Annotated in this window: 20 protein-coding genes and 1 riboswitch; of the genes, 15 read left to right on the top strand and 5 right to left on the bottom strand. The window is 72.5% G+C overall.

The window, feature by feature from the left end; translation table 11 throughout:
- Positions 1-15: 15 nt before the first annotated feature.
- Positions 16-1728, top strand: coding sequence for a flavin monoamine oxidase family protein (locus ACZ4SV_RS20230; RefSeq protein WP_468005902.1), 1713 nt, complete (start codon positions 16-18; stop codon positions 1726-1728).
- 100 nt (positions 1729-1828) lie between these two features.
- Here the strand turns inward: ACZ4SV_RS20230 and ACZ4SV_RS20225 are convergent, their stop codons facing one another.
- Both ACZ4SV_RS20225 and ACZ4SV_RS20220 read right to left on the bottom strand, forming a co-directional pair.
- Complete coding sequence (locus tag ACZ4SV_RS20225) at positions 1829-2548, bottom strand: DUF5995 family protein (RefSeq protein WP_468005901.1); 720 nt, start codon at positions 2546-2548, stop codon at positions 1829-1831.
- Between the two features lie 77 nt (positions 2549-2625).
- Positions 2626-4074 carry a uracil-xanthine permease family protein gene (locus ACZ4SV_RS20220; RefSeq protein ID WP_468005900.1) on the bottom strand — a complete coding sequence of 483 codons (1449 nt, stop codon included), beginning with the start codon at positions 4072-4074 and terminating at the stop codon, positions 2626-2628.
- A 205-nt stretch (positions 4075-4279) separates the two neighbouring features.
- Here ACZ4SV_RS20220 and ACZ4SV_RS20215 point away from each other — a divergent pair, with 205 nt between their 5' ends.
- Positions 4280-4738 carry an acyl-CoA thioesterase gene (locus ACZ4SV_RS20215; RefSeq protein WP_468005899.1) on the top strand — a complete coding sequence of 153 codons (459 nt, stop codon included), beginning with the start codon at positions 4280-4282 and terminating at the stop codon, positions 4736-4738.
- Here the strand turns inward: ACZ4SV_RS20215 and ACZ4SV_RS20210 are convergent.
- Positions 4698-5915, bottom strand: a complete 1218-nt coding sequence (locus ACZ4SV_RS20210) for an MFS transporter (protein WP_468005898.1) — start codon at positions 5913-5915, stop codon at positions 4698-4700. The genes ACZ4SV_RS20215 and ACZ4SV_RS20210 overlap by 41 nt on opposite strands.
- Before the next feature lie 151 nt (positions 5916-6066).
- Here ACZ4SV_RS20210 and ACZ4SV_RS20205 point away from each other — a divergent pair, with 151 nt between their 5' ends.
- The 10 genes from ACZ4SV_RS20205 (at position 6067) to ACZ4SV_RS20160 (ending at position 15260) form a co-directional block, all read left to right on the top strand.
- Complete coding sequence (locus ACZ4SV_RS20205; protein WP_468005897.1) at positions 6067-7374, top strand: ROK family transcriptional regulator; 1308 nt, start codon at positions 6067-6069, stop codon at positions 7372-7374.
- Positions 7375-7648: 274 nt separating this feature from the next.
- Positions 7649-7779: riboswitch (FMN riboswitch) on the top strand.
- Positions 7780-7940: 161 nt separating this feature from the next.
- Positions 7941-8546, top strand: a complete 606-nt coding sequence (locus tag ACZ4SV_RS20200; RefSeq protein ID WP_468005896.1) for a riboflavin synthase — start codon at positions 7941-7943, stop codon at positions 8544-8546.
- Positions 8543-9184 (top strand): nicotinamide mononucleotide transporter family protein, encoded by a 642-nt coding sequence (locus ACZ4SV_RS20195; protein ID WP_468005895.1) that lies wholly within the window; start codon positions 8543-8545, stop codon positions 9182-9184. Before ACZ4SV_RS20200 ends, ACZ4SV_RS20195 begins: the two co-directional genes overlap by 4 nt.
- Entirely contained in the window at positions 9181-10494 is a 1314-nt protein-coding gene (locus tag ACZ4SV_RS20190; RefSeq protein WP_468005894.1) for a bifunctional 3,4-dihydroxy-2-butanone-4-phosphate synthase/GTP cyclohydrolase II, read from the top strand. Before ACZ4SV_RS20195 ends, ACZ4SV_RS20190 begins: the two co-directional genes overlap by 4 nt.
- A 23-nt stretch (positions 10495-10517) precedes the next feature.
- Entirely contained in the window at positions 10518-11003 is a 486-nt protein-coding gene (ribH, locus tag ACZ4SV_RS20185) for a 6,7-dimethyl-8-ribityllumazine synthase (RefSeq protein WP_365880748.1), read from the top strand.
- A gap of 34 nt (positions 11004-11037) precedes the next feature.
- Positions 11038-11310, top strand: coding sequence for a phosphoribosyl-ATP diphosphatase (locus ACZ4SV_RS20180; protein ID WP_365880750.1), 273 nt, complete (start codon positions 11038-11040; stop codon positions 11308-11310).
- Positions 11311-11360: 50 nt separating this feature from the next.
- A complete protein-coding gene (gene hisG / locus ACZ4SV_RS20175; protein WP_468005893.1) occupies positions 11361-12209 on the top strand; it encodes an ATP phosphoribosyltransferase in 849 nt (282 codons plus the stop codon).
- A gap of 12 nt (positions 12210-12221) precedes the next feature.
- Positions 12222-12692 carry a PH domain-containing protein gene (locus ACZ4SV_RS20170; protein ID WP_397969557.1) on the top strand — a complete coding sequence of 157 codons (471 nt, stop codon included), beginning with the start codon at positions 12222-12224 and terminating at the stop codon, positions 12690-12692.
- 163 nt (positions 12693-12855) lie between these two features.
- Positions 12856-14190, top strand: a complete 1335-nt coding sequence (locus ACZ4SV_RS20165) for a hemolysin family protein (RefSeq protein WP_468005892.1) — start codon at positions 12856-12858, stop codon at positions 14188-14190.
- Entirely contained in the window at positions 14187-15260 is a 1074-nt protein-coding gene (locus ACZ4SV_RS20160; RefSeq protein WP_468005891.1) for a hemolysin family protein, read from the top strand. The genes ACZ4SV_RS20165 and ACZ4SV_RS20160 overlap by 4 nt, the downstream gene beginning before the upstream one ends.
- A gap of 78 nt (positions 15261-15338) precedes the next feature.
- On the opposite strand, the gene ACZ4SV_RS20155 is transcribed toward ACZ4SV_RS20160, so the two are convergent.
- On the bottom strand, positions 15339-17210 hold the full coding sequence (locus ACZ4SV_RS20155; RefSeq protein WP_468005890.1) for an AAA family ATPase: 1872 nt from the start codon (positions 17208-17210) through the stop codon (positions 15339-15341).
- Positions 17211-17668: 458 nt separating this feature from the next.
- Positions 17669-18265, bottom strand: a complete 597-nt coding sequence (locus tag ACZ4SV_RS20150; protein ID WP_468005889.1) for a uridine kinase family protein — start codon at positions 18263-18265, stop codon at positions 17669-17671.
- A gap of 254 nt (positions 18266-18519) precedes the next feature.
- Here ACZ4SV_RS20150 and ACZ4SV_RS20145 point away from each other — a divergent pair, with 254 nt between their 5' ends.
- The 3 genes from ACZ4SV_RS20145 to ACZ4SV_RS20135 all read left to right on the top strand — a co-directional run bounded on the left by ACZ4SV_RS20145 (position 18520) and on the right by ACZ4SV_RS20135 (position 22579).
- Positions 18520-19476, top strand: coding sequence for a hypothetical protein (locus ACZ4SV_RS20145; RefSeq protein ID WP_468005888.1), 957 nt, complete (start codon positions 18520-18522; stop codon positions 19474-19476).
- A gap of 62 nt (positions 19477-19538) precedes the next feature.
- Positions 19539-21077 (top strand): amino acid permease, encoded by a 1539-nt coding sequence (locus tag ACZ4SV_RS20140; protein WP_365884195.1) that lies wholly within the window; start codon positions 19539-19541, stop codon positions 21075-21077.
- 140 nt (positions 21078-21217) lie between these two features.
- Positions 21218-22579 carry a peptidase C39 family protein gene (locus ACZ4SV_RS20135; RefSeq protein ID WP_468005887.1) on the top strand — a complete coding sequence of 454 codons (1362 nt, stop codon included), beginning with the start codon at positions 21218-21220 and terminating at the stop codon, positions 22577-22579.
- Positions 22580-22689: the final 110 nt, after the last annotated feature.

Below are 22689 nucleotides of genomic sequence, written 5' to 3'. Positions count from 1 at the left end.
AGGAGTCCGTACCCCATGACGTCCACGGTGCCCAACGCCGTCGAGCACACCGACGAGCAGCAGCCGCCGATCACCATGTTCGGCCCGGACTTCCCCTACGCCTACGACGACTTCCTCGCCCACCCGGCGGGCCTCGGCCAGATACCGGCGACCGAGCACGGCACCGAGGTCGCCGTCATCGGCGGCGGCCTGTCCGGCATCGTGGCCGCCTACGAGCTGATGAAGATGGGCCTCAAGCCCGTCGTCTACGAGGCCGACCAGATCGGCGGCCGGCTCCGCACGGTCGGCTTCGAGGGCTGCGACACCTCGCTGACCGCCGAGATGGGCGCGATGCGCTTCCCGCCGTCCTCCACCGCCCTCCAGCACTACATCGACCTGGTGGGCCTGGAGACCAGGCCGTTCCCGAACCCGCTGGCCGAGGCCACCCCCTCGACCGTGGTCGACCTCAAGGGCGAGTCCCACTACGCCGTCACCGTCGACGACCTGCCCCAGGTCTACCGGGACGTCGCCGCGGCCTGGAACAGGTGCCTGGAGGAGGGCGCCGACTTCTCCGACATGAACCGCGCGATGCGCGAGCGGGACGTGCCGCGCATCCGGGAGATCTGGGCGAAGCTGGTCGAGAAGCTGGACAACCAGACCTTCTACGGCTTCCTCTGCGACTCCGAGGCGTTCAAGTCCTTCCGGCACCGCGAGATCTTCGGCCAGGTCGGCTTCGGCACCGGCGGCTGGGACACCGACTTCCCGAACTCCATCCTGGAGATCCTGCGCGTCGTCTACACCGAGGCCGACGACCACCACCGCGGTATCGTCGGCGGCTCCCAGCAGTTGCCGCTGCGGATGTGGGAGCGCACCCCGGAGAAGATCGTCCACTGGCCGTACGGCACCTCGCTCGCCACGCTGCACGAGGGCGGCCGGCCGCTGCCTGCCGTGACCCGGCTGCACCGCACCGCCGGCAACGGGATCACCGTGACGGACGCGCGCGGCGACATCCGCACCTTCCGGGCGGCGATCTTCACCGCCCAGTCCTGGATGCTGCTGTCCAAGATCCAGTGTGACGACTCGCTGTTCCCGATCGACCACTGGACCGCGATCGAGCGCACCCACTACATGGAGTCCAGCAAGCTCTTCGTCCCCGTCGACCGGCCGTTCTGGCTGGACAAGGCCGTCGACGACAAGGGAAATCCGACCGGCCGGGACGTCATGTCGATGACGCTGACCGACCGTATGACGCGCGGCACCTACCTGCTGGACGACGGCCCGGACAAGCCCGCCGTGATCTGTCTGTCGTACACCTGGTGCGACGACAGCCTGAAGTGGCTGCCGCTGTCCCCGAACGAGCGGATGGAGGTCATGCTGAAGTCGCTCGGCGAGATATATCCGAAGGTCGACATCCGCAAGCACATCATCGGCAACCCGGTGACGGTCTCCTGGGAGAACGAGCCCTACTTCATGGGCGCGTTCAAGGCCAACCTGCCCGGCCACTACCGCTACCAGCGGCGCCTGTTCACCCACTTCATGCAGGACCGGCTGCCCGCGGACAAGCGGGGCATCTTCCTCGCGGGCGACGACATCTCCTGGACGGCCGGCTGGGCCGAGGGCGCCGTGCAGACCGCGCTCAACGCGGTCTGGGGCGTGATGCACCACTTCGGCGGCACGACCGACCCGACGAACCCGGGCCCGGGTGACGTCTACGACGAGATCGCGCCGGTGGAGCTTCCCGAGGACTGACGCGGGAGACGGACCAGGGCGCGGGCGGCCGGAGCCGGACTCCGGCCGCCCGCGCCTTCGCCGTCCGGCGGCGCGGCGGTCCGGCGGCGCGGCGGTCCGGTCAGCCGTCGAGCGGGGCCGGCCGTCGAGGGGGCCGGCCGTCGAGCGGGGTCAGCAGCATCCGGCCCGCGAAGCCCACCACCGCGTCCAGCCGTTCGGTGAACTCCTCGACGACGTCGGCGCAGTGCCGCAGCGCCCACAGCGCGCGGGCCGCCGCCCAGCTCGCCTCCCGGGCCCGCTCCAGGCTCCACGAGCCCAGCAGATGGGTGAGCGGGTCGGCGATCTGGAGGAGATCGGGGCCCGGCATCAAGTCCTCGCGCACGCGTTCCTCCAGCGCCACGAGCACCTCGCCCACCTGGTCGAACTCGTCCTCCAGAGCGGCCGGTTCGCAGCCGAGCGCATGGCAGGTGTCGACCACGGCCAGGGCCAGGTCGTGCCCGACGTGGGCGTTGACGCCGGCCAGGGCGAACTGGAGCGGGCGCACTCCGGGATGGCGGCGGAGCTGGAACAGGGGCCGCCAGCAGGCGGGCGGGCGGCGGTCCGCGGCGGCCGCGTCGACCGCCGCCAGATAGCGCTCGGCGAACCGCGCGCCCAGCGTGCCCGCCGCACGCGGGTCCGCGAACTCCCCGGCGGCCAGCCGCAGGTCCACCTCCTCGGTGACGGTGAGGTAGACGCGGTTGAACACGGCGACGCCGTCCCGCGCGGGCAGGGCCGCGTCGAGCGCGCGCATCCGCGCGACGACGGTGTCGACCGGGGTGGTGAGGTATGCCGGCTGCGTCATGGGAGGAAGGCTCCCAGCCCGGGGCCGGCCGGTGTGCCGACCGGCCCGGTGCTTCGCCGGAACGAGGGAACGCCGGGCTACGGCTCGGCGCGCGGCGTCTTCGTCCCGGCTTCGGCGCCGGCTCCCGTCCCGGTGTCCGCGCCGGTGTCCGCGGCCTCCGGGTCGTAGGACGACGTGCCCTCGTCCAGCAGCGGTGCCTGCGTCTTGAGGTGGGCCGGGGCGAAGGCGCGCAGCGCGTGGTAGCCGGTGATGACGACCAGGGTGCCGAGGGCGATGCCGCTGAGCGAGAAGGTGCTCGTGAACTTCATGCTCACGTTGCCGACGCCGATGATGATGCCCGCGGCGGCCGGGACCAGGTTCAGCGGGTTGCGCAGGTCCACCTTGGCGTTGAGCCAGATCTGCGCGCCGAGCAGGCCGATCATGCCGTAGAGGATGACGGTGATGCCGCCGAGCACCCCGCCCGGGATCGCGGCCACCACCGCGCCGAACTTCGGGCAGAGGCCGAAGAGCAGCGCGAAGCCGGCGGCGGCCCAGTAGGCGGCGGTGGAGTAGACGCGGGTCGCGGCCATCACGCCGATGTTCTCCGAGTACGTGGTGTTCGGCGGGCCGCCGACCGCCGTGGACAGCACGGAGGCGACGCCGTCCGCGGAGATCGCCGTGCCCAGCTTGTCGTCCAGCGGATCGCCGGTCATCTCGCCGACGGCCTTGACGTGCCCGGCGTTCTCCGCGACCAGCGCGATGACCACCGGCAGGGCGACCAGCACGGCCGACCACTGGAAGGACGGCCCGTGGAAGTGCGGCAGGCCGATCCAGTCGGCCCTGCCGACACCGGAGAGGTCCAGCCGCCAGTGGTCGGCGACCTTGCCGCCCGGACCCATGGAGTGGATCTTGCCGAAGATCCGGTCGAACACCCAGGAGATGCCGTAGCCGAAGACCAGGCCCAGGAAGATCGCGATGCGCGACCAGAAGCCGCGCAGGCACACCACCGCGAGGCCGGTGAAGAGCATCACCAGCAGGGCGGTCCACTGGTCCTGCGGCCAGTAGGTGGACGCGGTGACCGGGGCCAGGTTGAACCCGATCAGCATGACGACCGCGCCGGTGACGATGGGCGGCATCGCGGCGTGGATGATCCGCGCGCCGAACCGCTGCACCGCGAGGCCCACCAGGAACAGCACGGCGCCGACGACGAGCACCGCGCCGGTCACGGTCGCGCTGGTGCCGCCCTGGGCGCGGATGACGGCGGCCACGCCGACGAACGACAGGGAGCAGCCGAGGTAGCTCGGCACCCGGCCGCGGGTGGCGAGCAGGAAGATCACCGTCGCCACGCCCGACATCATGATCGCCAGGTTCGGGTCCAGGCCCATCAGCACGGGCGCCACGAAGGAGGCGCCGAACATGGCGACCACGTGCTGGGCGCCCAGGCCCACGGTGCGCGGCCAGGAGAGCCGTTCGTCGGGGCGTACCACCGCTCCGGGCGCGGGCGTGCGCCCGTCACCGTGCAGTTTCCAGCGCACGCCGAGGTCCATGGTGGGGTTTCGCTTTCTTACGTACGTGAGGTCGGTCCGCACCATTGTCAGGGCTAACCGGCGACTTCTCGCCCGCGTGTTCCCGTACGTGAACTCTGTGCGAAAGGGTGATCGAGTCGCCCGCTGAGAGGGCTGAGCGGTCGCTTAGTATGGTGGCGTACGAGGGGTGCCGCCACCCCGCCAGCGCATCCCAGGAGCCCAGCCCGTGACCGCCGAAGCCCCGACCGCGCCCGCCGTCTCCTACGGCCGGCTGATCCCCGTCACCGTCCACTTCGACGACCTCGACGCGCTCGGGCTGCTGCACAACGCCCGCTACCCGCTCATGGTCGAGCGGGCCTGGACCGAGCTGTGGGCCGGGCACGGCGTCCGCTTCGACGGCGACTGGACGGCGGCCGGCGACGCCTGCAACGCGGTCCGCGAGCTGCGTATCGGCTACGAGGCGCCGGTCACCCGCCCCGGCTCCTACGCCGTCCACCTGTGGCTGGAACGGCTCGGCACCACCGGCCTGACCTACGGCTTCCGGTTTTGCTCGGCCGACGGCGCCGTGACCTACGCCCGGGGCAGCCGGGTCCTCGTCCGGCTGGACCCGGCGACCATGCGCCCGGCGCCCTGGAGCGAGACCTTCAGGACGGCGGGCCGGGAACTGCTGCGCCCGGCGGACTGACCTCCCGCGCGCGGCCGCCGCGTTCGGCGCTGCGCAGGACGCCCGCGAACGCCACGAGCCCGCACGCCAGCGCCGTGACCACGCAGAAGGACACCATCAGGCTGGTCGCCTGGGCCACCCCGCCGATCAGGCTCGGCGCGATCAGCCCCGAGGTGTAGGTGATGGTCGCCACGCCCGCGATGGCCTGGCTGGGCCGGGGGCCGGCGTGTCCGGCCGCCGCGAAGCAGAGCGGCACGACCACCGCGATGCCGAGCCCCATCAGCGCGAACCCGGCCATCGCCGCCGCCGGGTGCCCCGCGCCGACGACCAGCAGCCCGCCGAGCGCGGCCAGCACGCCGCCGCCCCGCACGGTGCGGACCGCACCGAAACGATTCACCACCGCGTCCCCGACGATCCGGGCCACGGCCATGGTCAGCATGAACCCGGTCGTGCAGGCCGCCGCCAGCCCCGCCGAGCTGTCCAGCCGGTCCCGCAGGAACACCGCCGACCAGTCCAGGCTCGCGCCCTCGGCGAACACCGCGCAGAACCCGACCGCGCCGATCAGCAGCGCGGAGCGCGGCGGCAGCGCGAACCGCGGCGGCGGCTCCTCGTCCTCGGCGGGCTGGAGGTCCGGCACCCAGCGGCAGACCGTGTACCCGAGGACGGTGAGGACGGCCGAGGCGAGCGCGAAGTGCACCCGCGCGTCCGCGCCCAGATGCGCGGCGAGCGTGCCGGCCGCCGAGCCGGTCAGGGCGCCCGCGCTCCACAGGCCGTGCAGACTCGACATGATCGACTTCTCCAGCAGCCGCTCGACCTCCACGCCGAGCGCGTTCATCGCGACGTCGGACATGCCCGAGGACGCGCCGTAGGCGAACATCGCCAGGCACAGCGTGACGAGGTTCGGCGCGACGGAGGGCAGCACCAGGGCCAGCGTCCACAGGGCCAGCAGTCCGCGCAGCGCCGTACGGCTGCCGAACCGGTGGCTGATCCGGCCCGCCAGCGGCATCGAGCAGGACGCCCCGAACGCCGTGAAGGCCAGCGCGAAGCCGAGCTGGCCGGCGCCGAGCGAGGTGTGCTCCTGGATCCACGGCACGCGGGTCGCGAACGAACCGGTCACCGCGCCGTGCACGGCGAACACGGCCGCCACGGCGTACCGGGCGTGCCTCACCTCGCCGCGCGCTTGGCTCACGTCACTCATCTTCCGTCCTTCCCCGGGGCGCCCGGCCCGGTCCTCCCTGCGACGCCGCGTAAACTATCAGGAACCCTGCCTGATAGATAGAGTGCAGAGAGGGCGCGGACACGGGCCCATGCGGTCGGCCGGTCCGCGCGGATCTGGGAGGATTCCCGTCATGCCCGCATCACCCAGCACCGCCCGGGCCATCAACGACCGGCTGGCCCTGCGGCTGTTGCAGCAGGAGGGCCCGCTGACGGCCGGGCAGTTGAAGCAGCTCACCGGGCTGTCCCGGCCCACCGTGGCCGACCTGGTCGACCGGCTCACGGCCGCCGGGCTGATCACGGTGGTGGGCGAGGCCGGCGAGCAGCGCCGCGGGCCCAACGCCCGGCTCTACGGCATCGTCGCCGGCCGCGCCCACCTCGCCGCGCTCGACGTCCGCACCGAAGGCGTGCTCGTCCTGGTCTCCGACCTCCTCGGACGGGTGCTCGCGGAGGCGTCCGTGCCGATCTGCGGGGACACCGGGACCGGGCCCGCCGTGGAGCGGGCGGTGGCCGCGGTGGAGAGCGCCGCGAAGGAGGCCGGCGCCGACCGGCTGCACACCGTCGGCATCGGCGCGCCGGGCCTGATCGACCCGGCCACCGGAGACCTCCGGGATTCGGCCGGGCTGCCCGCCTGGCACCGCAGCCTGGCCGCCGCCCTCCAGGAGCGGCTGCCCGGCGCCCGGGTCACCGTCGAGAACGAGACCAATCTGGCCGCGCTCGCCGAACAGCGCGAGGGCGCCGCCCGCGACCGGGACACCTTCGTCCTGCTCTGGCTCGGCCACGGCGTCGGCGCCGCCGTCGTCCTGGACGGCGCTCTGCGCCGCGGCGCCTCCGGTGGCACCGGCGAGATCGGCTTCCTGCCCGTCCCCGGCACGAGGGGCCTGCCCTCGGCGGTCGACTGCGACGGCGGCTTCCACTCGCTGGCCGGCGCGGCGGCGGTCGTCTCGCTGGCCGCGGAGTACGGCCTGCCGGTGCCCGCCGCACCGGACGGACCGGGCGCGGCGGACGTGGTGCGGCGGGCGGTGGCGGACGCGGCCGGGGGAGCGGCGGCGCCGGTCTCCGGAGACGAGGACGCGGGGGTGTCGGGCGGCGAGGGCGGCCGGAGGGCCGGTGAACACGGTGCCTCGGGGCCGGAGTCCGGCGGCCGTCCGGACACCGTGGGCTTCCTCGGGGTGCTGGCCGACCGGGTCGCCGTCGGCGTCGCCTCGGTCGTCGCCGTGCTGGACCCGGGCTGCGTGGTGCTCGGCGGGGAGGTCGGGCGGGCCGGCGGGGGAGTGCTCGCCGGGCTGGTGCAGGAGCGGCTGCGCCGGATGTCACCGCTGGTCACCGAGGTGCGGGCGAGCGGGCTCGGGGGCACGGCCGTCCTGCGCGGAGCGCTGCTCACCGCCCGGGAACGGGCCCAGGACGACCTGTTCTCGCCACCGGAGCGCCCGGGCGGGTGACGCGCGATGGCGGTGGGGGCCGCGCGCGGTGGCCTCACACCGGCCCGCCGCCCTTCCTGGGTGGTTCGCTTTGGTCCGGACCATTGACCGCACTGGTCTAGTCCTTTTAGGGTGCGGACGGGCTCGGCGGCGGTGACGACGGCCCTTGCCCGCCGCCGGGCCGCCAACGGCGACCGCATGGCGCGATACCGATGGTACGCACTGTGAGGGAACCCACACGGTCCACTCGTAGGGACGCCCATCAGGCGTGGCACACTGGGCCCTGTACCAGAAGCAGCGCACTCCGGGGTCGGTGAAAGTCCGAACCGGCGGTTACAGTCCGCGACCCGGCCGCTTCCAGCGGCCGGTTGACCAGGTGAAATTCCTGGACCGACGGTTAAAGTCCGGATGGGAGGCAGTGCGCGGCGGGCGGGCACGCGTCTTCCGTGTGCGCGCCGCCGTATCAGGACACGTCCCTCTGCGGACGCGTGTCCGTACGGCGACGCCCCCGGTCTGTGCTCACCCGTGAACTCTGTCGTCAGACAGGCCCCGGAGTCCGTGCCCGAAGAGGCAGGAGGACCCGGGAAGTGTTCACCGGAATCGTCGAAGAGCTGGGCGAGGTCACCGCCGTCGAGAACCTCGGCGACGCCTCCCGCTTCCGGCTGCGCGGCCGCGTCGTGACCGAGGGCGCGCGCCATGGCGACTCCATCGCCGTGAACGGGGTCTGTCTCACCGTCGTCGAGCACGAGGGTGACGAGTTCACCGCCGACGTCATGGCCGAGACCCTGAAACGCTCCAGCCTGGGCGCGCTCACCGCCGGCTCCCGCGTCAACCTGGAGCGCCCCACCGCCGTGGGCGCCCGCCTCGGCGGACACATCGTGCAGGGACACGTGGACGGCACCGGCGAGATCCTCCGGCGCACCCCGTCCGAGCACTGGGAGATCGTCGAGATCTCCCTGCCCGCGGAGCTGTCCCGCTACGTCGTGGAGAAGGGTTCCATCACGGTCGACGGCATCAGCCTGACCGTCGTGGACGCGGGCGCCGGCCACTTCACCGTCAGCCTCATCCCGACCACCCTCGCCCTCACCACGCTCGGCGTGAAGCAGCCCGGCGACCCGGTCAATCTCGAAGTCGACATCATCGCCAAGTACGTGGAGCGGCTGCTCGCGGCCGGACAGGGGGCACACCGGTGAACTGGCTGAACTCCGAGGCGTTCACCCTGTTCGGCCAGCACATCATCTGGTCGGACATGACCGGCAACATCCTGGGCCTGATCACCCTCGCCCTCGGCTGGCGCCGCTCCCTGTGGACCTGGCCCGTGCAGTTCCTCTCCGGCCTCGTCCTCTTCGCCGCCTTCTACGGCCACCTCACCGGCAGCGCCGGCAAGCAGGTCGTCGTCATGGTCGTCGCGCTGTACGGCTGGTGGCAGTGGCAGCGCTCCAGGAACGGCAGCGGCGACGGCCACATCACCCCCCGGTTCGCCACCTGGCGCGAGCGCGCGGGCATGCTCGCCGCGGCCGCGGCCGGCACGGTCGCGGTGGCCCTGCTCTTCACGGCCTACCCCAGCCTGTCCTGGGACCCCTGGCCCGACGCCTACATCTTCGTCGGCACCATCGTCGCGATGTACGCCCAGGCCAAGAGCATGGTCGAGTTCTGGTTCGCCTGGCTGCTCGTCGACCTCGTCGGCGTCCCCCTGAACTTCGCCAACGGCTACGCCTTCTCCGGCTTCGTCTACGTCATCTACGGCGCACTCGTCCTGTGGGGCATGCGCGACTGGTGGCTGCGCTCCCGCAGGGAAGCGCAGCCCGCACTGGAAGGAGCGCCGGCATGACCTCGGCACCCGTCCTCTACGACACCGAGCACATCGAGAACTTCGGGCTGGACCCGGTCGAACGGGCCATCGCCGACATCGCCGCCGGCCGGCCGATCGTCGTCGTCGACGACGAGGACCGGGAGAACGAGGGCGACCTCGTCGTCGCCGCGGAGAAGGTGACGCCCGAGATCGTCGCCTTCATGATGAGCGAGTGCCGCGGCCTGATCTGCGCCCCCATGGAGGGCGAGGAACTGGACCGGCTCGGCCTGCCGCAGATGGTCGAGGAGAACTCCGAGTCCATGAAGACCGCCTTCACGGTCTCCGTGGACGCCTCGGCCGCCCACGGGGTGAGCACCGGCATCTCGGCCGCCGACCGGGCGGCCACGCTCCGGCTGCTGGCGGGCGGCACCGCCGAGCCGGCCGACTTCGTCCGCCCCGGCCATGTCTTCCCGCTGCGCGCCCGGCCCGGCGGCGTCCTGGCCCGCGACGGCCACACCGAGGCCGCCGTCGACCTCGCCCGGCTCGCGGGCCTGCGCCCGGCCGGCGCCATCGTGGAGATCGCCGGCGAGGACGGCCGGATGCTCCGCCTGCCCGAGCTGATCCCGTTCGCCCGCAAGCACGGACTGACGATCATCTCCATCGAGGACCTGATCGCCTACCGCAAAAGCAGCGAGCCCACCGTCCGCCGCGAGGCCCGGACCCGCCTGCCCACCCGGCACGGCACCTTCACCGCCTACGGCTACCGCTCCACCGTCGACGGCGTCGAGCACGTCGCCCTCGTCCACGGCGAGATCGGCGACGGCGAGGACGTCCTGGTCCGCGTCCACTCCGAGTGCCTCACCGGGGACGTCTTCGGCTCCCTGCGCTGCGACTGCGGCCCCCAGCTCGACACCGCGCTGGAGCGCATCCAGCGGGAGGGCCGCGGAGTCGTCGTCTACCTGCGCGGACACGAGGGCCGCGGCATCGGCCTGCTGTCCAAGCTGCGCGCCTACGAACTCCAGGAGCAGGGCCGCGACACCCTCGACGCCAACCTCGAACTCGGACTGCCCGCCGACGCCCGCGACTACGGCGCCGGCGCGCAGATCCTCGCCGACCTCGGCGTGCGCGGCGTGCGGCTGATGACCAACAACCCCGAGAAGACCGACGCGCTGCTGCGCCACGGACTGAAGGTCACCGGCCGCGAACCGATGCCCGTCCAGGCCGGCGAGCACAACCTCCGCTACCTGCGCACCAAGCGGGACCGGATGGGGCACGACCTGCCCTGGCTCGACACGCCCGCCGTGTCGGGCTCCGTGGCCGCGTCCGCGGCCACCTGCGGCAACCAGTAAGCACGACAGCACTGAGGAGAGACGTGAGCGGCAAGGGCGCACCGGAGTTGTCCGTACGCAATGTGAGCGACCTGCGGGTCGCCGTCATCGCGGCACAGTGGCACGAGAAGGTGATGGACGGTCTGGTCGACGGCGCCCTGCGCGCCCTGGGCGAACTGGGCATCGACGAGCCGACCCTGATCCGGGTCCCCGGCAGCTTCGAACTCCCGGTCGCCGCCAAGGCCCTGGCGAGCCGCGGCTACGACGCCGTGGTCGCCCTCGGCGTCGTCATCCGGGGTGGCACGCCCCACTTCGACTACGTGTGCCAGGGCGTCACCCAGGGCCTCACCCAGGTCTCCGTGGAGACCGGCGTCCCGGTCGGCTTCGGCGTGCTCACCTGCGACACCGAGGAGCAGGCCCTGGACCGGGCCGGCATCGAGGGCTCCCGCGAGGACAAGGGCCACGAGGCGGTGACGGCCGCGGTCTCCACCGCGGCCACGCTGCGTTCAGTATCCGAACCCTGGCACTAGCCCGGCCGCCGCAACGGCTAGGGTGGGGCTCACCATGTCCAAGAAGACGTTCGAGCAGCTCTTCACCGAGCTGCAGCACAAGGCCGCCGACGGCGATCCCGCCACCTCCCGTACCGCGGAGCTGGTCGGCAAGGGTGTCCATGCCATCGGCAAGAAGGTCGTCGAAGAGGCCGCCGAGGTCTGGATGGCCGCCGAGTACGAGGGCAAGGAGGCGGCCGCCGAGGAGATCTCGCAGCTGCTGTACCACGTCCAGGTGATGATGGTCGCCCGCGGCATCTCCCTGGACGACGTCTACGCCCATCTGTAAGCCGTACCCCGCACCCACTCCCCAGAGAACGAACGAAGGAAGCCGACCTCATGCTGCGCATCGCCGTCCCCAACAAGGGTTCCCTGTCCGGCCCTGCGGCGGAGATGCTGCATGAGGCCGGCTACCAGCAGCGCCGCGAGTCCAAGGAGCTGCGCATCGTCGACCCGGAGAACGAGGTCGAGTTCTTCTACCTCCGCCCCCGCGACATCGCGATCTATGTCTCCTCCGGCCGCCTCGACATCGGCATCACCGGCCGTGACCTGCTGATCGACTCCGCCGCCGACGCCGAGGAGATCCTGCCGCTCGGCTTCGCCCGTTCCACCTTCCGCTTCGCCGCCAAGCCCGGCACCGCGAACGGCATCGAGGACCTCAAGGGCCACACGGTCGCCACCTCGTACGAGGGAATCGTCCAGAAGCACCTCGCGGACAGCGGCGTCGACGCCTCCGTCGTCCACCTGGACGGCGCCGTCGAGACCGCGATCGAACTGGGTGTCGCCGAGGTCATCGCCGACGTCGTCGAGACCGGCACCAGCCTGCGCAACGCCGGCCTGGAGGTCTTCGGCGAGCCGATCATGCAGTCCGAGGCCATCGTCATCCGCCGCACCGGCGCCGACGCCGGCGAACCCAAGGTCCAGCAGTTCCTGCGCCGCCTCCAGGGCGTCCTGGTCGCCCGGACGTACGTGATGATGGACTACGACTGCCGGGTCGAGCAGCTCGAGAAGGCCGTCGCGCTCACCCCCGGCCTGGAGTCCCCGACCGTCTCCCCGCTGCACAACGAGGGCTGGGTCGCGGTGCGCGCCATGGTCCCCGCCAAGGAGGCCCAGCGGATCATGGACGATCTCTACGCCATCGGCGCCCGCGCCATCCTGACCACGGCCATCCACGCCTGCCGCCTCTAAGAGGTACGCCCGATGCCCGACCTTCCCGACCTGCCCGACCTGCCCGTCACCTTCCGGCCCGGCCACACCCGGGCGATCTTCCTCACCGCCGGGGTCGTGATCTTCGCGGTGATCAGCGCGGTCGCGCTGCTGCTGGAGCACATGGGCCCCGGCTCACGGCTCAGCTTCGTCGTCACCGGCGCGCTCTGCTTCTGGGCCCTGGCCCGGCTGTCCCGGGTCAAGGTGGTCGCCGACGAGACCGGCGTCACCGTCGTCAACATCGCCGGCACCCGGCGGCTGGCCTGGGCGGAGATCCTCCGGGTGAACCTCCGGCCGGGCGACCCCTGGGTGTTCCTCGACCTCAGCGACGGCACCAGCCTGCCCGCGCTCGGCATCCAGCCCGGCCTGGCCAGGCAGCGGGCCATCGCCGACGCCCGGACCCTCAGGGCGCTCGCCGAGGCCCACTCGGACCCCTCCGCCCTGCCGCATCAGCCCACATCTTGATTAATCTGGTGGGCGGAGGCCGCCCCGCTGCGCCTCCGCCCCTGTGCACCGCCCGGTGCCAGGGGTTCCTGCTACCCGAGGAGTGACTCCCTCCGGCGATGGACGGATCGTCCTGTAGTACCCACGCCACCCCTGCCCGGCCTCACGGGAAGGCGGTGGCAGCGTGACCACCCCTCTGCTGCTGCTCGCCGCGGCCTTCGCGCTGATCCTCGCCAACGGCTTCTTCGTCGCCGCCGAGTTCGGCCTGGTGACGGTCGAACGCCCGGACGCCGAGAAGGCCGCCGCCGACGGCGACGCCCGCGCCCGTACGGTCGTGGAGTCGCTGAAGGAGCTGTCCTTCCAGCTCTCCGGCACCCAGCTCGGCATCACCATCACCTCCCTGGTCGTCGGCATGCTCGCCGAACCGGCCCTGGCCGCGCTGCTGCGCGGCCCGTTCGCCGCGCTCGGCATCCCCGGCGGCGCCGCGTCCGGCATCGCCGTGGTCGCCGGCATGCTGCTGGCCTCGGCCGTCCAGATGGTGATCGGCGAACTCGTCCCCAAGAACTGGGCGGTGTCCCGGCCGCTCCAGGTCGCGCGCTTCGTCGCCGGCCCGCAGCACCGCTTCGCCCGGCTGTTCCGCCCGGTGATCTCCGCGCTGAACACCGTCGCCAACCGGCTGGTCCGCGCCCTCGGCGTGGAACCCGCCGACGAACTGGCCTCCGCCCGCACCCCCGGCGAGCTGGTCTCCCTGGCCCGGCACTCCGCCCAGGCCGGCGCCCTGGAACAGGACACGGCCGACCTGTTCGTGCGCACCCTGTCCCTGGGCGAGCTGACCGCGCAGCACGTCATGACGCCCCGCGTGAAGGTGAGCGCGCTCCAGGTCTCGGCCACCGCCGAGGACGTCGTCAACCTCACCCGGGCCACCGGCCTGTCCCGCTTCCCCGTCTACCGGGAGAAGATCGACGAGATCGCCGGCATGGCCCACCTCAAGGACGCGCTGGCGATACCGGCCCGCGACCGGCTGCGCACCCCGGTCGGCCGCATCGCCCGCAAGGCGCTCCTCGTCCCCGAGAGCCTGCCCGTGCAGCCCCTGCTCGCCCGGCTGCGCAGCGAGCAGCCCATCGCGGTCGTCGTCGACGAGTACGGCGGCACGGCCGGCGTGGTCACCCTGGAGGACATCGTCGAGGAACTGGTCGGCGAGGTCCGCGACGAGCACGACGCCAAGGACATGCCCGAGCTGGCCCCGGCACCGCCCGAGGACGGCAGGCCCGCCTGGGACGCCGACGGCAGCTGCCGCGTCGACATCCTCCAGCGCATAGGCCTGGAGGTGCCCGAAGGACCGTACGAGACCGTCGCCGGCCTGGTCGCCGATCTGCTCGGCCGCATCCCGGCCCCCGGCGACCGGGCCGAACTGCCCGGCTGGCGGCTCTCGGTCCGCCAGGTCGGCCACTACCGCGCCGAACGGGTCCGCCTGGTCAGAACGGCCCCCGCGGCCGGCGTCCCGGAGGCCGTCCGATGAGCCTCCTGCAACTGGTCTTCGCCGGGCTGCTCGTGCTCGTCAACGGCTTCTTCGTCGCCGCCGAGTTCGCGCTCGTCTCCGTGCGCCGCAGCCAGATCGAACCGCTCGGCACGGCCCGGGCCCGCCAGGTGCTGTACGGCCTGGAACGGCTGCCGCAGATGATGGCCGCCGCGCAGTTCGGCATCACCGTCTGCTCCCTGACACTCGGCGCGGTCGCCGAGCCGACGGTGGCGCACCTGCTGGAGCCGCTGTTCGAGTGGATCCGGCTGCCGCACGGCGTGATCCACCCGCTCGGCTACGTCATCGCGCTGGCCGCGGTGGTCTTCTTCCACCTGGTCATCGGCGAGATGGTGCCGAAGAACCTCGCGATGGCGGCGCCCGAGAAGGCGGCGCTGTGGGCCAGCCCCGGACTGGTCTGGTTCGCCCGGCTCTGCAAGCCGGTCACGGTGGCCCTCGGCGCTTGCGCCCAGGGCGTCCTGCGGCTGTTCCGGGTCGAGCCCAAGGACGAGGTGGAGGCGGTCGTCACCACCGAGCAGCTCAACCGTCTGCTGGAGGACTCCGGCCAGGCGGGCCTGCTCGGCCCCGAGGAGCGGGAACGGCTGGAGGACGCCCTGGAACTGGGCTCCCGCCCGGTGACGGACGTCCTGCTGCGCCGCGAGTCCCTGGTCACGGTGGACCCGTCGGTCACCCCGGGCGAGATCGTGCGGCTCACGGCCCGCACCGGCTACTCCCGCTTCCCGGTCGCGGCGGGCGACAAGGGGCCCTTCATGGGATACGTGCACGTGAAGGACGTCCTCGACGTGGAGGACTCCGAGCGGGCCGTGCCGCAGCAGGTCTGGCGGCCGATGGCCACGCTCCGCGCCGAACTGCCCCTGGACGACGCCCTCACCGTGATGCGCCGGGCCGCCACCCATCTGGCCCAGGTCGCCGACGCCACCGGCCGGGTGCTGGGCCTGGTGGCGCTGGAGGACGTGCTGGAGATGCTGGTGGGCGAGGTCCGCGACCCGGCGCACCGGGACATGCCGGAACCGCGCGTGACCGGGGCACCCGAGCAGGCACTCGCCGGCTGACCCGGACGGCGACGGGAGACCGCGGGGCCGCCGGCCGCGCGGTCTCCCGCACCCCGCGGGACACCCGCCCCGGGCCGCCTACAGCCCCGGCGGATCCTGCGGCCCCCGCCCCGACAGCACCTCGCCGTACGCCTGCATCAGGTCGGGCAGCCGCAGGGTCGCCAGGTCCTCCCGGGACAGCGACCCCGCGTACGCCGACAGCCGCAGGTCCCGGTACGCGCAGCTCTTCTCGTACAGCGTGCGCAGGAACCGTCCGTTGCCCAGCTCGTCGATCCACCCCTGGCCGACCACGTGCCCGGCGATCGAGCGCAGCTCCTCCAGCGCCTCGTCGTCCCACAGGTCCCCGTTCTCCGCCGCGAGCACCTTGCCGATCTCGGTGAGTTCCGCCGGCCGGTAGGAGGGGAAGTCCACCCGGGTGGTGAAGCGGGACGACAGCCCGGGATTGGCGGCGAGGAGGCGGTCCATGCCCTCCGGATAGCCGGCCAGGATCACCACCAGGTGGTCCCGGTTGTCCTCTGCCCGCTTCAGCAGCACCTGGAGCGCCTCGTCGCCGTAGGCGTCCCCCTTGCCGTACCCGGAGTTGGACAGCGAGTACGCCTCGTCCACGAACAGGACCCCGCCGATCGCGGAGTCGATCAGCTCGTTCGCCTTCACGGCCGTCTGGCCCAGGTACTCGCCGACCAGGTCGGCCCGCTGCGCCTCCACGAGGTGGTCGCCGCCGAGCAGCCCCAGGGCGTAGAACACCCGGCCCAGGATGCGCGCCACCGTCGTCTTGCCGGTGCCGGACGGCCCGGAGAAGACGAAGTGCCGTTTGGGAGGCTGCACCGGCAGCCCCTGACCGGCTCGCAGCCGCGCCATGTTCAGCTGCGCGGACAACGCCTTGACCTGGCGCTTGACCGGTTCCAGCCCCACCATGCGCTCCAGTTCGGCGAGCGCCTGCGCGAGTAACGCGGGATCGGTGGGCCCGGCCGGGACCGGCGAGACGGCCACCCCGGGCGCGCCCGTCCTGGTCCGCACCGAGGGATCGGGCACCGGCGCCGACGGGCCGGCCGGCCCCTCGGGTTCCGGCAGCCGCAGATCGCGGGCCTCCACGCCGAACAGCGGATCGAAGCCGTCCGGCCCGTCCACCGTGTCCTGGCCCGCGCCGGCCAGCGTGATCGCGGCGAGGCCGGCCGTCTCGTCGTACCCGTCGCCCTCGGCGATCGCGGCGAGCCGGGCGGAGGTGTCCATGAAGGCCGCATCGACCCGGTGCACCGCCCGGTACAGCGGGAGCGCGGCGGCCGACCGCCCCGTGCCCTCGTGCGCCCGCGCCAGCCAGTACCGCAGCTCCTTGCGCTGCGGCTGCTCGCTGCGGCACCGCATCAGCGCCGCCGACAGCAGTGGCTCGGCCTGGCCGTACATCTCCAGCCGGACCCGGGCCATACCGCCGAACAGACCGGCCTCGATGCCCAGCAGGGGATCGTCCAGCAGCGGGTCGGTGTGCCGGATCAGCTGCTCCCAGTCCTTGACCAGGTAGGCGCGGCAGGCGTGCAGGAAGCGGACCTGCGCGTCGGTGTCGACCGGGGGCAGTCCGGCCAGGGCGCGGTCCAGCTCGGGCACGTGCCGGCCGTCCAGCCAGTGCGAGGCGTGCGCCAGCAGCAGATCACGCGGGCTCTCCAGCACCGGCTGCACCCACCAGCCCAGCCAGTACCAGGAGTTGAGGGGACGGCGGTGCCGGGTGCGCTGTTCGCCGAAGCGGTCGCGGTGCCGGAACATCCGCAGCAGCGCGGTGGTCGTGTCCACCCGGAGCGCGTGCAGTCCGAGCCAGGCGTCCGCCATGCCCGGGTCCAGCCGCACCGCGGTGCGGAACTCCTCTTCCGCCTGCGGATAGGCGCCCATCGTGTAGGCGTCCACGCCCCGCAGCCAGGCGAGGGCGGCCGGGGCCTCGGGGCCCTGCGTGCCGAAGTCCATCCCGTCCCCCCACAGACCGTGCCCCCGTGGTTCGCCACCGGACATCCGCCCGACGGCCGCCGCGGTCGAACCGCTGTGCCGCGGACCGGAGTTGCCGGTGCGCGAGGCAGTCGAAGGCCGCCGAGGGCATCGTACCCGTGGTACACGCACGTGCCGAAGGGTGCCGTACGGCGCGAAGGACGGGGCGGGGGCGGACGGGACGCACGGCGTTCGGTGACCGAGGGTGAGAGAACCGGCGTGCGGGGCGCCCGGGAACCGGGTCCCGCGGGCAGAACGAAGCCCCCGGTCACGGGGGAACAACCGGGGGCTTCGTGTCGGCGGGCGACTGTCGAAAGCCGCACATTGAGAACGTAAGTCCTGTCCGGCCCCCCGGTCAAGCGAAGTTGAGGCACTCGGAGAAGTTGTCCCGCAAGGCTCTTCACCACTTCACCACATCGCGGAGAGGCCGTCACCCAGCGTCACATCGAGCGCGTCTCCGGGGCCCTCGCGCCCGGTCCCGGAAGTACCTCGTACCCCTCCGGTCGCTGGAGCACCAGCAGATCGGCATGGGGGCGTGAAGGGTCGGTGGCGAAGTGAGCGTGCTCCGCCGCGACCCACCCGTCCCAGAACGCGCGCTGCTCCGCGCCGTCCCGGGCCCGGCCGCGCGCCCAGGACTCCTCCCGGTCCACCTCCATCCACAGCAGCCGGGCCAGGTGCGGCCGCAGCGCCCGGCGGCCGGCGCCGACGCCCTCGATCAGCACGACGGGCGCGGCGGGCAGCGGACGCGGGGTGCCGAAGGCGCGGGCCCGCCAGTCGTACGGCGTGACGAGGGCGTCCTCGCCGCGTGCCAGGGGCTCGATCACCTGGGTCATGAGCCGGCCGGTCCAGGCGAAGAGCCGGTCATGGCTGGCGATGTCGTCGAGGTGGAGCACCGGAGCCCCGCCGAGCGCCCGGGCCAGCCGGTCGGCGAAGGTCGACTTCCCGGACCCGGCGTGCCCGTCGACGCCGATCAGCCGGACCGGTCCCAGGGACGGCGGGAGCCCGCGCAGCCGGGCGGCGAGGTCGTGAATGGTCATTCCCGGGGTGTGTCGCACAGGGGGTGGATTCTCCGTGAACAGTCTAGGGGCGGCCCCGGGACCGGGGGCGGCGGGGAGCCCCGGACCGGAGAAAGTCGCGTCTTGAATCACCGGCCGCCGGCCAGTCAAAGGTGACGATAAACAGTCCGAATTCCCTGACCGATATGTCGAATTCGGCGTTCCCGGTGGGGTCCACGCTGAGTAAGGTGCCTCCTGCGCAACGTGATGCGCCGCACGGTGACGGGCAGGGGGACATGGCCGCGGAGTTATTCGAAGGGCACTACGTATGGCATCCGGCGGCCGACGACCGGGTCCTGGCGAGCGTTTGCATGGAGGTGCGCGCCGGGCGGTACCGGTCCGCGCACGAGGCCCTCGCCGAGACCCGTACCGACTTCGCCCTGCGCGCCCACCGCTCGCTGGTGCTCGCCTCCGAGGCGGCCGACACCGACCTCGCGGAGCGCTGGCTCGCCGAGGAGCCGACCCCGGAGGCCGCGCTGCTGTGGGCCCGGGTCGCCGTGCAGCGCGCGCTGCGGGCCGCCGACGCCCGCGACGACCGCGCCGAGGCGCTGGAACGGATCGCGCTGGCCGCCTGCGACCGGGCCGCCGAGGCCGCCCCCGCCGACCCCACGCCCTGGGCCGCCCGGCTCGCCATGGCGCGGCTGCACCGGCTGCGCGACCCGGCCCCGCAGGGCCTGCTCACCGCCCCGCCCGGCCCCTGGCGGCTGTTCGCCCACATCCTGTCCCTGGACCCCTGGCACCGCGAGGCCCACCACCGCTTCCTGTCCTGTTTCTTCACCCGGCACGGCGGCTCGGTCACCGCGGCCTGGGACGTGGCCGCCTTCCTCAGCCAGCGGGCGCCCGCCGACTCCCCGCTCCGGCTGCTGCCCCTGGTCGCCCTGGTGGAGAGCTACAACCCCACCCAACTGCTCGCCGACCGGGTCTGGGAGCAGCCCCAGTGGCGCGCCACCGCGCTCACGATCTACCAGCACTGGCTGCCCGCGGTGGCCGGTTACCGCTTCACCCCCGTGCTCGACCTGGCCTACCTCGCGCACGCACTGGTGATGGCCCAGCGCGAGTTCGAGGCCCGGGCGGTGTTCACGGCGATGGGCCCCTACGCCTCGCGCATGCCCTGGAGCGCCTTCGGCGACCCGGCCGAGCAGCTCTCCCGGGCCCGGCGCGCCTGCGGCCTGCCCGTCCCCGGGCCCGGCTGACCCGACCGCCGCCCGCGCCCCACCCTCGTACGTCCCCGTCCCATCGAGAGAAAGGCCGATCCGTGTCGGAACGGATGCCGACCACCCGGGCGCGCGCCCGGGTCGCGGACCCCGTCGTGCTCGACGACGACGCCACCCTGCATGCGATGGGTTATCCGCGGAAACTCACCCGGCGTTTCAAGGTGTTCGACAATTTCGCGATCTCCTTCACCATCATCAATATCCTCTCCGGAATCTTCTCGTCCTTCGGATTCGGCTTGAACGCGGGCGGCCCCCGCGTTCTGGTGTTCGGCTGGATCGGCGTCTCGGTGATGGTCCTGCTCATCGGCGCCGCCATGGCGGAAGTCGCCTCGGCCTATCCCACGAGCGGTGCGCTCTACTTCTCCGCGGGCAAACTCGCCAAGCGGCACAAGGGCGCCTGGTCCTGGTTCACGGGCTGGCTGAACTTCGTGGGCCAGATCGGCGGCACCGCCGCCACCGGCTACGCCGCCGCCACGTTCATCCAGGTGTTCGTGCAGTTGCAGTGGCCCTCCTATCAGCCGACGGCGCACCAGACGGTCCTGATCACCGCCCTGATCATCGTCCTGCAAGGGCTCGCCAACACTCTCACCGTCCAGCTCGTCGCCGTACTGAACCGCATTTCCGTGTGGTGGCTGCTGATCGGACTCGTCGTGATCGTGGGCGCGCTCGTCGTGATGCCCGACCATCATCAGCAGGCGTCCTTTGTCACGCATTTCGAGAACAACACCGGCTTCACGAGCGGACTTTACGGCGGCATGCTCGGCCTGCTGGTCACCAGCTGGACCTTCACCGGGTTCGACGGCAGCTTCCACATGTCCGAGGAAACCGTCCAGGCGACGGTCAGCGCCCCGAAGGGCATCACCCGCGCCATCGGCTGGTCGGCGATCACCGGCCTGATCCTGATGCTGGCCCTGGTCTACAGCATCGGTAACTACGCCAAGGTGGCCGGCGCGGCCGCCCCGCCCGTCCAGATCCTCATCGACGGCCTCGGCCTGCGCACCGCCAAGCTGATGCTCCTCATCGTCATCGGCGCGATGCTCTTCTGCGGCCTCGCCAACCTCACCAGCAACACCCGGCAGATCTTCGCCTTCTCCCGGGACGGCGCCATGCCCGGCTCCCGCTGGTGGCACTCGGTCTCGCTGCGCACCCGTACGCCGGTGAAGGCGGTGTGGCTCGCGGTCGCCTGCTCGCTGGCCCTGGTGGTGCCGGGCTGGTGGTCGCACACGGCGTTCACCGCGATCGTCAGCGTCAACGTCGTCGGCCTCTTCCTCGCCTACGCGGTGCCGATCTTCCTGCGGCTGCGGCTCGGCGACGCCTTCCAGCCCGGCCCCTGGCACCTGGGCCGCTGGGGCCGGCCGGTCGGCTGGCTCGCGGTGGTCTGGATCCTGCTCAGCAGCGTCCTGTTCATGCTGCCGCAGGCCTCGCCGATCACCGCCGGCTCCTTCAACTACGCGCCGATCGCGCTCGCCGCCGTCCTGCTGGTGGCCACGGTGTGGTGGTTCGCCACCGCCCGCCGCCGCTTCCAGGGACCGGTGAGCTACGGGCGCCCCGACGAGGTCGCCGCGATGGACCTGGTCTGACCCGTCCGTCCGCCCCTGCCGGTGGTCCACACCAATATTCGTGGCGCGGCATGAGCCGAAGTGCTGGCAGGGGAAACGGGGCTGCTTCATAGTTGGCGCACCGGACCAGCCACTCGGACACCCTGGGGGTCGTCGCGCCCATGAGCAGAGCCCAGCAGCCCTCCCGCAGAACCGTCCTGGCGGTCGCCGTCGCGGCGGCGATGGCCGGTTCCACGGCCCCCGCCGCCGCGGCCCAGGCCGCCGGCGCCGACGACCCGGCCCGGACGCAGGCCCGCCCGATCGACTACCGCGCCTGGACGACGTACCGCGACTGGCGCTCCGGGACGGCCCAGGGCGCCCGGGCCGTCCCCGGACACCGGCCCGGCGTGCTGATCGGCACCCCCGCCGGCCGCACCGACTACACCGACCCGCACACCGGCACCACCGCCTCCTGGGAGTACGCCACCTGGACCGGCCCGGAGCACCGGCTCGCCGTGCCCGCGACCGAGGTCGTCGCCTCCTGGAACGCGGACACTCCCGCCGGCACCTGGCTCCAGGCCGAGCTGAGCGGCACCTACTCCGACGGCACCGGCACGCCCTGGTACGTGCTGGGCCGCTGGGCGGCCGGCGACCAGGACATCAAGCGGACCTCGGTGGACGGCCAGAGCGACGGCAAGAGCACCGTCTGGACCGACACCTTCGCCATCGACGACGCGAGCAGCGGGCTGCGCCTGACGTCGTACCGGCTGCGCCTCACCCTCTACCGCAGACCCGGCACGCACCTCACGCCGACCGTCTGGCGGCTCGGCGCCATGGCCTCCGACATCCCCGACCGCTTCACCGTGCCGGCCTCCACGCCCGGCCTCGCCCAGGAACTGGCCGTCCCGCGCTATTCGCAGGAGATCCACAAGGGCCAGTACCCGGAGTACGACAACGGCGGCGAGGCGTGGTGCAGCCCGACCTCCTCGCAGATGATCATCGAGTACTGGGGCGGCCGGCTCACCCCCGAGCAACTGTCCTGGGTCGACCCGTCCTACGCCGACCCGCAGGTCTGCCACGCGGCCCGCTCCACCTACGACCACCAGTACGCGGGCTGCGGCAACTGGCCCTTCAACGCGGCCTACGCGGCCACCTTCGAGGGCTTGCAGGGCGTGGTCACCCGGCTCGCCACCCTCACCGACCTGGAGACGCTGATCGCGGCCGGCATCCCGGCCATCACGTCCCAGTCCTTCCTGGCGAGCGAACTGACCGGCGCCGGGTACGGCACCTCAGGGCACCTGATGACCGTGATCGGCTTCACCGCGGAGGGCGATGTGATCGCCAACGATCCGGCCTCGCCGGGCGACGAGGCGGTACGACGGGTCTATCCGCGCCGCCAGTTCGAGAACATCTGGCTGCGCACCAAGCGGTACAACGCCTCCGGCAAGGTCGCCTCCGGCACCGGCGGGGTCTGCTACCTCTACTTCCCGGCGCACCCGTCCCCGCACCAGCGCAGGGCACTCGCCGCGGTGGGCGTGCGCTGAGCCGGCCCGGGGGCGTGTGAGCAAGCTCATCGCCGCGGACGCCGTCGCGGGTGGCATGGTGGACGGAAGGGGAGGGGAAGCCCGTCGTACCCGTCCGACCTCTGCGAGTA

The organism is Streptomyces sp. NPDC027672 (assembly GCF_055566335.1).
Note: the sequence above shows the minus strand (reverse complement) of the source record. Positions and strands in the feature narration are given on the sequence as shown.

What these genes read in the sequence shown, in the direction of transcription:
- ACZ4SV_RS20210 (WP_468005898.1), bottom strand. Translation starts at nt 5,915, where the DNA reads ATGAGTGACGTGAGCCAAGCGCGCGGCGAGGTGAGGCACGCCCGGTAC.
- ACZ4SV_RS20220 (WP_468005900.1), bottom strand. Translation starts at nt 4,074, where the DNA reads ATGGACCTCGGCGTGCGCTGGAAACTGCACGGTGACGGGCGCACGCCC.
- ACZ4SV_RS20225 (WP_468005901.1), bottom strand. Translation starts at nt 2,548, where the DNA reads ATGACGCAGCCGGCATACCTCACCACCCCGGTCGACACCGTCGTCGCG.
- ACZ4SV_RS20230 (WP_468005902.1), top strand. Translation starts at nt 16, where the DNA reads ATGACGTCCACGGTGCCCAACGCCGTCGAGCACACCGACGAGCAGCAG.
- ACZ4SV_RS20180 (WP_365880750.1), top strand. Translation starts at nt 11,038, where the DNA reads ATGTCCAAGAAGACGTTCGAGCAGCTCTTCACCGAGCTGCAGCACAAG.
- ACZ4SV_RS20145 (WP_468005888.1), top strand. Translation starts at nt 18,520, where the DNA reads ATGGCCGCGGAGTTATTCGAAGGGCACTACGTATGGCATCCGGCGGCC.
- ACZ4SV_RS20135 (WP_468005887.1), top strand. Translation starts at nt 21,218, where the DNA reads ATGAGCAGAGCCCAGCAGCCCTCCCGCAGAACCGTCCTGGCGGTCGCC.
- ACZ4SV_RS20150 (WP_468005889.1), bottom strand. Translation starts at nt 18,265, where the DNA reads ATGACCATTCACGACCTCGCCGCCCGGCTGCGCGGGCTCCCGCCGTCC.
- ACZ4SV_RS20170 (WP_397969557.1), top strand. Translation starts at nt 12,222, where the DNA reads ATGCCCGACCTTCCCGACCTGCCCGACCTGCCCGTCACCTTCCGGCCC.
- ACZ4SV_RS20160 (WP_468005891.1), top strand. Translation starts at nt 14,187, where the DNA reads ATGAGCCTCCTGCAACTGGTCTTCGCCGGGCTGCTCGTGCTCGTCAAC.
- ACZ4SV_RS20190 (WP_468005894.1), top strand. Translation starts at nt 9,181, where the DNA reads ATGACCTCGGCACCCGTCCTCTACGACACCGAGCACATCGAGAACTTC.
- hisG (WP_468005893.1), top strand. Translation starts at nt 11,361, where the DNA reads ATGCTGCGCATCGCCGTCCCCAACAAGGGTTCCCTGTCCGGCCCTGCG.
- ACZ4SV_RS20205 (WP_468005897.1), top strand. Translation starts at nt 6,067, where the DNA reads ATGCCCGCATCACCCAGCACCGCCCGGGCCATCAACGACCGGCTGGCC.
- ACZ4SV_RS20155 (WP_468005890.1), bottom strand. Translation starts at nt 17,210, where the DNA reads ATGGACTTCGGCACGCAGGGCCCCGAGGCCCCGGCCGCCCTCGCCTGG.